The organism is Sneathiella sp. (assembly GCF_047631475.1).
GTDB lineage: Bacteria > Pseudomonadota > Alphaproteobacteria > Sneathiellales > Sneathiellaceae > Sneathiella.
Genome location: NZ_JBLHZT010000071.1, coordinates 1 through 7,799, shown reverse-complemented (window position 1 = coordinate 7,799; position 7,799 = coordinate 1). Strand labels below are relative to the sequence as shown.

At 48.8% G+C, this 7,799-nt stretch carries 8 protein-coding genes; all 8 read right to left on the bottom strand.

Annotation, left to right across the window (positions count from 1 at the left end; translation table 11 throughout):
* Positions 1–246: 246 nt before the first annotated feature.
* Positions 247–1,404 carry an acyl-CoA dehydrogenase family protein gene (locus ACJAYR_RS17650; protein ID WP_415237819.1) on the bottom strand — a complete coding sequence of 386 codons (1,158 nt, stop codon included), beginning with the start codon at positions 1,402–1,404 and terminating at the stop codon, positions 247–249.
* A 10-nt stretch (positions 1,405–1,414) separates the two neighbouring features.
* The gene (locus ACJAYR_RS17645; RefSeq protein WP_415237818.1) at positions 1,415–2,083 is read right to left on the bottom strand and encodes a nitroreductase; all 669 of its coding nucleotides are present in this window, start codon (positions 2,081–2,083) and stop codon (positions 1,415–1,417) included.
* 55 nt (positions 2,084–2,138) lie between these two features.
* On the bottom strand, positions 2,139–2,996 hold the full coding sequence (locus tag ACJAYR_RS17640) for a MaoC/PaaZ C-terminal domain-containing protein (RefSeq protein ID WP_415237817.1): 858 nt from the start codon (positions 2,994–2,996) through the stop codon (positions 2,139–2,141).
* An 18-nt stretch (positions 2,997–3,014) separates the two neighbouring features.
* Positions 3,015–3,935 carry an SDR family oxidoreductase gene (locus ACJAYR_RS17635; RefSeq protein ID WP_219821753.1) on the bottom strand — a complete coding sequence of 307 codons (921 nt, stop codon included), beginning with the start codon at positions 3,933–3,935 and terminating at the stop codon, positions 3,015–3,017.
* 210 nt (positions 3,936–4,145) lie between these two features.
* On the bottom strand, positions 4,146–5,090 hold the full coding sequence (locus tag ACJAYR_RS17630) for a 2-hydroxyacid dehydrogenase (protein WP_415237816.1): 945 nt from the start codon (positions 5,088–5,090) through the stop codon (positions 4,146–4,148).
* 51 nt (positions 5,091–5,141) lie between these two features.
* On the bottom strand, positions 5,142–5,555 hold the full coding sequence (locus tag ACJAYR_RS17625; protein ID WP_415237815.1) for a VOC family protein: 414 nt from the start codon (positions 5,553–5,555) through the stop codon (positions 5,142–5,144).
* A 118-nt stretch (positions 5,556–5,673) separates the two neighbouring features.
* Positions 5,674–6,990 (bottom strand): malonyl-CoA decarboxylase, encoded by a 1,317-nt coding sequence (locus tag ACJAYR_RS17620; protein WP_415237814.1) that lies wholly within the window; start codon positions 6,988–6,990, stop codon positions 5,674–5,676.
* On the bottom strand, positions 6,991–7,799 hold an 809-nt coding region (locus tag ACJAYR_RS17615; RefSeq protein WP_415237813.1), incomplete at its 5' end, for a TRAP transporter large permease.

Genomic DNA, 7,799 nt, shown 5'->3' with positions numbered 1-7,799 from the left:
CGTCTCTCAACCGGTTCTCAGTAGCCCGCCCCGTTGGCGTGGAGCGGTTTATAGGCCCATACCCACACCCCGTCAAACCCTTTTTTCATCTTTTTTCAATTTTTATGAAAATCCCAATCTGAGCCTTTTCGCATATGCACAATAAAGGTCAATAAAACTGCCATTTCCATCCTGAAAGAGTATTGAAAGAGCTGTTCATTTTTTTTACGAGCCAAGGCTGGCGCAAGACGAACTTTCTCAAAAGACCTAATAAGAACGGGGCAAATCAAGCTCATGTTCGGCGATAAAGGACAAAATGAGATTGGTTGAGATGGGTGCGATTTGATAGAGTCGGGTTTCGCGATATTTCCGCTCCACATCATATTCCTCAGCAAAACCAAAACCGCCATGAGATTGCAGGCACGCCTCCCCGGCTGCCCAGGACGCTTCCGATGCAAGCATCTTGGCCATGTTGGCTTCCGCCCCACAGCCTTTACCCTCGTCATAAAGACCATATGCTTTTTGAACCATCAGCTTCGCAGCCTCTGTCTGGGCATAGGATCGGGCGATGGGAAACTGAACGCCCTGATTTTGCCCAATGGGTCGCCCAAAGACTTTCCGGTCTCTTACATAGTCAGAGGCCGTTTCGATAAACCAACGCGCATCCCCAATACATTCAGAGGCAATCAGGATGCGCTCAGCGTTCATACCGGTCAGGATATATTTGAACCCTTTTCCCTCTTCACCGATCAGACTGTCGGCCGGAATGCGCATATCCTCAAAGAAGACTTCAGTTGTCGCGTGATTGATCATTGTACGGATCGGCCGGATGGTCATGCCATTGCCCACCGTTTTTCGCATATCGACAACAAACACCGAAAGACCATCAGAGCGTTTTTGCACCTTATCTTTCGGTGTCGTTCGGGCAAGCAGTATCATAAGATCAGAATATTCGGCCCGGGACGTCCATACTTTCTGCCCGTTAATGACATACTCATCCCCATCCCGGACAGCCATGGTCGATATACTCGTGGTATCGGTCCCGGCAGTCGGTTCGGTCACACCAAAGGCCTGCAGACGCAATTCTCCCGACGCGATCCCGGGCAGATACTTCTGCCGCTGCTCTTCACTGCCATGACGCAACAACGTTCCCATCGTATACATTTGAGCATGACAGGCGGCGCCGTTACAGCCCTGCGCATGAATTTCTTCTAAAATCGCGGAGGCAACCGATAAGGGAAGCCCTGCCCCTCCATACTCTTCCGGGATAAGAGAGGAGAGAAGTCCTGCTTCCGTGAGCGCTTGAACAAACTCTTCTGGATAGGCCCGGTTGCGGTCCTTCTCCTGCCAATAGGAACCTGGAAATCCTTTACAGAGCTGCTTCACAGTCTGCCGGATCTGAACCAGAATCTCGTTTTCCATCATAATGGTGCCCTTAAAACCCACGCATGGTTACAAACTCATCCAACGCCGCCCGTTCAGAATGCAGCTTATTGATAACAGCGTCTTCATCTTCATATCCAAGAGCCAGACCACAAAATAAAATCTCATGATCTGCCAGCCCCAGATACTCAGACACTGTTTTGGGCCAGCGGGCCCAAGCTTCCTGCGGGCAGGTATGCAGGCCTTTTTCTCTGGCAAGCAGCATCAAAGACTGCATAAACATCCCTACATCCGCATACTGCCCGATCTCCATCTGACGATCGAGAACAAAGAACATGCCAACAGGTGCCCCAAAGAAACTGAAATTTTTGGCAAGTTGCCGCAACTTGCCCGGTGTATCTTCACGCGGCACACCGATCAGTTCATACAGTTGTTGCCCGACAATCCGGCGTCGGGTTTTGTAGGGGTCTTTTAACTCAGGCGGATAAACATTATATTCCGGCTCTTCCTGTACGCCCGCCATCAGCTTCTTATTCACATCCGCGACAAATTCTTTTAGCGGCTCCCCTGTCAGGACATGAACGGTCCAGGGTTGAAGGTTACCTCCAGAGGGAGAACGCTTGGATATTTCCAACAGTTCTCTTACTGTGGCTTCGTCTACCGGTTTGTCAGAAAACTGCCGCACCGTTTTGCGGCTCAAAATGGCATCTGAGACTTTCAAAGAAAACTCCTACTCTTATGTGAAGGCCCCGACCCGCTTGGGTCAGGGTATATCGTTAGCCAATTGTAGCGTGCCCGTTGTTGAGGACAACAATATCCCGCTCTTTCACGCGGCATCGGAAAGAAACGTCTGATCCATCTTTCCAAATTTCCGTTACAATTGTTTCACCCGGATAAACCGGCGCGGTAAATCGCAACCGCATGGATTTGAATCGCGCAGGATCGTATGCGCAGGCATCCTTCAAAACAGCATGTCCTGCGGCTCCAAGCGTGGCAAGTCCATGCAAAATGGGGGCCTTGAAGCCAGCCGCTGTTGCAACTCTGGGATCTGCATGCAATGGGTTAAAGTCGCCACTCAACCGATAGATCAATGCGGCCTGAGGCAAGGTTGGAAGTTCGACTATTGAATCGCAATCCCGATCAGGAAGTTTGTGCGGAAGCGGTGCCCCTTCTGTTGGCCCGCCAAAACCACCATCGCCCCGGGCAAAGGTGGTAGAGGTAAGTGTCGCCAGCAAATCACCGCTGGCTTTCTCATAAACTTTACGCTCTGAGAAAATCAGCGCTCCGCGTCCTTCACCTTTATCGATGATTTCGGTGATACGCGTCTCCCCCACCACGTTTCCGACAGCAGGCAGGGTTTTATGGATCTCAATTCCCTGCTCACCATGCAGCACCTTGACCCAGTCCACGCCAAATTCCGGCTTTTTCAGGAAAAATCCCGGATAGGCCAGAACCACTGCCATTGAAGGGAGCGCCAACTGGTCTTCTTCATAGGTAAACCGTAACTGATCCATATCCAAAGGATCGGCAGACACACCAACCCCCAAGGCATACAGAATACTGTCTTTCGATGTATAGTTTTGCTCAATCGGATCAAATTTCCAATTAATCAACTTTTCATAATCGATTGCCATGATTGTGACCCTTCCCGATTAAACCGGATCCCAGCAGAAAACATCTCCAGACCGTTCCAAAGGAACAAGCGATGATTTGATAGCCGGTCCAACACGGGCAGCAACCGTTTCAGGTGTCCAGCCATCCGAATTGTGCAAATTACGGATAGGCCGAGGCTGGCTCATCAAGCAAATTTCGTTATTTCGAACCACAAAGATCTGACCAGTAACGTCTGCCGCCTGCTCACTGAGCAGATAAACTGCCATAGGCGCAATTTTTTCTGGGGTCATGGCCTGAATTTTCTTAACCCGTTCTCTTTCAGCATCTGTGCCTTGCGGAATTGTGCCGATCAAACGAGACCACGCAAACGGAGAAATACAATTGGATCTGACATTAAAACGGGACATATCCAGTGCAATGGATCGGGACAAACCTGCAATCCCCAATTTGGCAGCCGCATAGTTGGCCTGTCCAAAGTTACCGATCAAACCGGACGTCGATGTCATATGGACGAAAGACCCGCTTTGCTGTTCACGGAAATAAGGGGCAGCGGCACGACTGACGTTGAAACTTCCCTTCAGATGCACTGCTATAACGGCGTCAAACTCTTCTTCACTCATTTTATGGAAGATGACATCGCGTAGAATACCGGCATTATTGACCACACAATCAATCCCACCAAAGTTGCTCCGCGCGTCTTCAATCATTTGTGCGGCATCGTCTGAATTGGCAACGTTACCGAAATTGGCAACCGCTTCCCCGCCCGCATCCGAAATCGTTTTGACCACTTCCATGGCCGGGATCTGATCACCACCTTCGCCAGTTTCTGTTCCGCCAAAATCATTCACGACAACCTTGGCGCCGTGTTCCGCCGCCATAATCGCAATACCGCGACCAATACCACGGCCCGCGCCAGTAACAACGACAACTTTACCTTCAAGCATTTTTTGTTCAGACATGTTGCTTCCATTTCTTATTGTTTATTAATTGCCCGCATCTCGGGTCAGCGATGCCAGTATAGACATAGAAATGTATGGTCGGCAAAAGCAAATGGGCCTTCTTTGAAAATTTAATGAGCTAGCGTACTAATTTCTTCGCCTGTTGGCGAGGGCATGCTGATTATTTACAAAATTTGCGGCCTCTAAACCGGATCAAAGAGGAATCAGCAGTCAATATCCCCGCTTTTTATTGACAACAGGCGGCAAGACACCGGATCGACGATAGGCCTGAATATTTTCGGCGACGATTGTACTGGCCGTGTCAATATCAGTGGGCGCCGAAATATGAGGAAGAACTGTCACATTCTCGTGTCCCCAGAACTCACTTTCACGGGGAAGCGGTTCCTGCTCAAAAACATCGAGAACGGCGTGTGAGATATACTGTTTATCCAGGGCGGTCAGTAGATCCACATTATTAACCACTGCGCCACGTCCGAAATTTATAAACCCTTTTCCCTTGGCCCCACTTGCGAAGACACGCCCATCCAGAAGTCCTGTCGTTTCGCTTGTTAAAGGCAGAAGACACACCAGAATGTCCGAGCGTTCTGCAAGGGCGTATAAACCATCAGGCCCCGAATAACACTGAACGCCATCTATGTCTTTTTGACTCCGGCTCCATCCCGCCACCTGAAAGCCAAAATCACCCAAAATCTTTGCCGATGCCCGCCCCAACGCGCCAAGGCCGATAATGCCAACCGTTTTGTCAGCGGCTTTTATATAAGGAAGCTCAACCCATTCCCGTTGCTTCTGGAATTTTGCGTAAGACGGCATATCCCTGTGCAAATATAGGGTCCAAGCAAGAACAGCCTCTGCCATCGTGTGCCCAAGTTCAGGGTCGACCAGTCGGACAATATCAAAAGGACGGTCCCCTAAATCAGCGAGTAGGCGTTCTACCCCCGCCCAAACACTATGAACCCATTTCAGATTAGGGAGCATTGCCACCTCTTCCGGCTTGGGATTGGCGACAATCGCGATTTCCGCCTCCTCCTTTTGCTGATCCGTTAGCGCCGCAAAGGGGACAATAACTTCTCCCGGAAGCTTCTCGGCCAGCGTTTTGATCCAGTCCTGCTCTTCTTCATTGGAACACTGACTGACAAAAGGAATAGTTTTCATCATACCATCAACCTGATTTTGGGCGTTATGAACGTCAAAAGGTGTTTACTTCATTCAAGCGGCGAACACGCCATCAAAATCTTTAAAGCCTTTTACTTCGATCGGATTTCCGGAGGGGTCTCTAAAAAACATTGTCCACTGTTCTCCCGGCTCGCCTTCAAATCTCACTGACGGCTCCAGAACAAATGTCAGATTTTTCTGCTTGAGCCGATCAGCCAAATCCTGCCATTCCGAGAGGGGCAAAACGAGCCCAAAATGAGGCATCGGCACCAGATACTCACCGACCTTGCCGGTATTCCGGGTCGCGAAAGGTTCACCAATATGCAACGACAATTGGTGGCCATAAAAACTGAAATCAACCCATGTTTCCGTGCTGCGCCCCTCTTTGCAGCCCAAAAAGTCAGTGTAAAAATTTCGGGCTTCGTCTAGGTCCCGCACATTATAGGCTAGGTGAAACAAGGATTTCATCGAGAACACTCCAGAAACAATCGGATATCCCGCTACTATAGAAACCAACGGCGGTCCGTCAATCACCTGACAAAATTTCTGTTGTTCCGTCAGGTGACCCACGGGTTGGACAGACGTATCAGCCGACTTTGGCCAATGATTGAATGGCAGACGATGCCACCACTTTTTTCTCGTTTATATACGCTTCGTGGTTCTTTTCTATATCTTTCAGGCTGTAATAATAATTAACCAGCAACCCGGCAGATTGCTTGAGACCGTTTGTCGAAACATCGCCAAGCCAGTTAATACGTTCTAACCGGGCCCCATTACCCAAATGGAACCGTGAAACCGGATCAAGCGGTCTTTCTCTTGATTTTTCATGCATCAAATAATGCGCAACCAACTGTTCCATTGGCTCTTTGATTTTATTGGCAACGGCCTCATCCTGATACCATTTCTTATCAAGAAGTGCTTTTTTCACCTCTTTGACTTTATCTTCAGTCAAAGACCCAATCTGACCTTCGGTTTTTGCAAACCACTTCATAAAGCCCGGTATTGGAGAAAGGGTTGAAAAGTGCTTGAGGTTAGGCAGCTGCAAAGACAATTCTGCTACCACCTGCTTGATCAGAAAATTACCAAAACTGATCCCTTTCAGGCCATCCTGACAGTTACTGATCGAATAGAAGATCGCAGTATCTGCTTTTTGAGCATCCAGTCGGCCATCTTCCTGCGACAATAAGGGCTGAACAGCGGAAGCCAGCCCCTTCACCAAAGCCACTTCCACAAAAATTAAGGGCTCATCAGGCAATGCGGGATGAAAAAAGGCAAAGCAGCGACGATCCTGATCCAGACGACGCCGCAAATCGTCCCAGCCTTCGATTTCGTGAACCGCTTCATACTCAATCAGCTTTTCAAGAACAACCGCGGGCGTTCGCCAGCTGATTTCAGCCAACTCAAGAAAACCTCGGTTAAACCAACTGGACAATAAATGTTTGATATCCTGATCGACACCGATCAGGTCAGGATGTTCGCGCAATTTGGACACCAGAAATTTTCTGATATCGATAATGGCTGCGGTACCGCCCGGCGCAAAATTGATACGCCGCATCAATTCTTGCCGTGGCGCTTCCAGAACAGACGCCAGTTTGCGCCTGTTTTCTTCACTTTTGTCTTTCTGATAAAGCGAAACCGCGTCATCTACCTTTTTAGCATCGGCGCACACTTCTTCAGCCAGAAAATAAAGAAAATCGAGTTTTTCCTGATCTTCCAATTCACCCCACAAGTCGACAACTTCACGGGCAAGTGCCATTCCAGACGCTTCGCCGCGCTGCGTTAGCAAATCCCGGCACACCCCTGCAATGGAATGACTTCTCGATTTCCCAGCCCCGCGATCGAGAAGATCCCGGCCGGCATCAGCAATGGAATTAAAAAGGTTGGATACAAAAGTTTGTCTCATCTAGCGATTTCCCATAACTTCATTTGGTAGCCAAGTGGCTATTTCCGGAAACACACACAAAATAACAATACCGACAATCATACAGATCATAAAAGGCAACGCGCCTTTCAAGATCGTTGGCAGTGAAATTTCAGGCGCTATGCCATTTATCACATACAGGTTTAATCCAACGGGTGGCGTAATCAGCCCGATCTCCATATTTATGGTCAAAATGACGGCAAACCAGTATGGATCAAAACCAGCATTAACAATTATGGGTAACAATATTGGCGCTGTCATGACAATGACTGCAACAGGAGGCAGAAAAAAGCCCGCAACCAGAAGAAAGAGGTTGATCATCAACATCAACACCCAGCGATTAACGTCCAGAGCTGCAATATATTCAGCAACAGACTGCGTCACAAAAAGACTCGAAAGCGTATAGGCGAACAAGGCCGAAGACCCGATAATCATCAGGAACATCACACTTTCGCGCGTTGAATCGCTGACAATCGCCCAAATTTTCTTTGGCTGGATAATTTTATAGATCACTGCAACCAGAATGAGGCAGAACAAAGCCCCAACGCCCGCGGCTTCAGATGGCGTCGCAACCCCACCGTAAAGGACAAACAAAATTCCGATAATGATTGCCAGAAAGGGTAATACTCTGGGCAGGATTTCAAATTTCTCACGCCAGGAAAAAGCTCCAATTTTTTCAGTAAAATCGAACCCCCGACGCCACGCATAATAAAGAGACCACATCATAAATAGGGTCGTCAACAGCAGTCCCGGAAACACGCCCGCCAGAAACAGGCGTCCGATAGATGTTT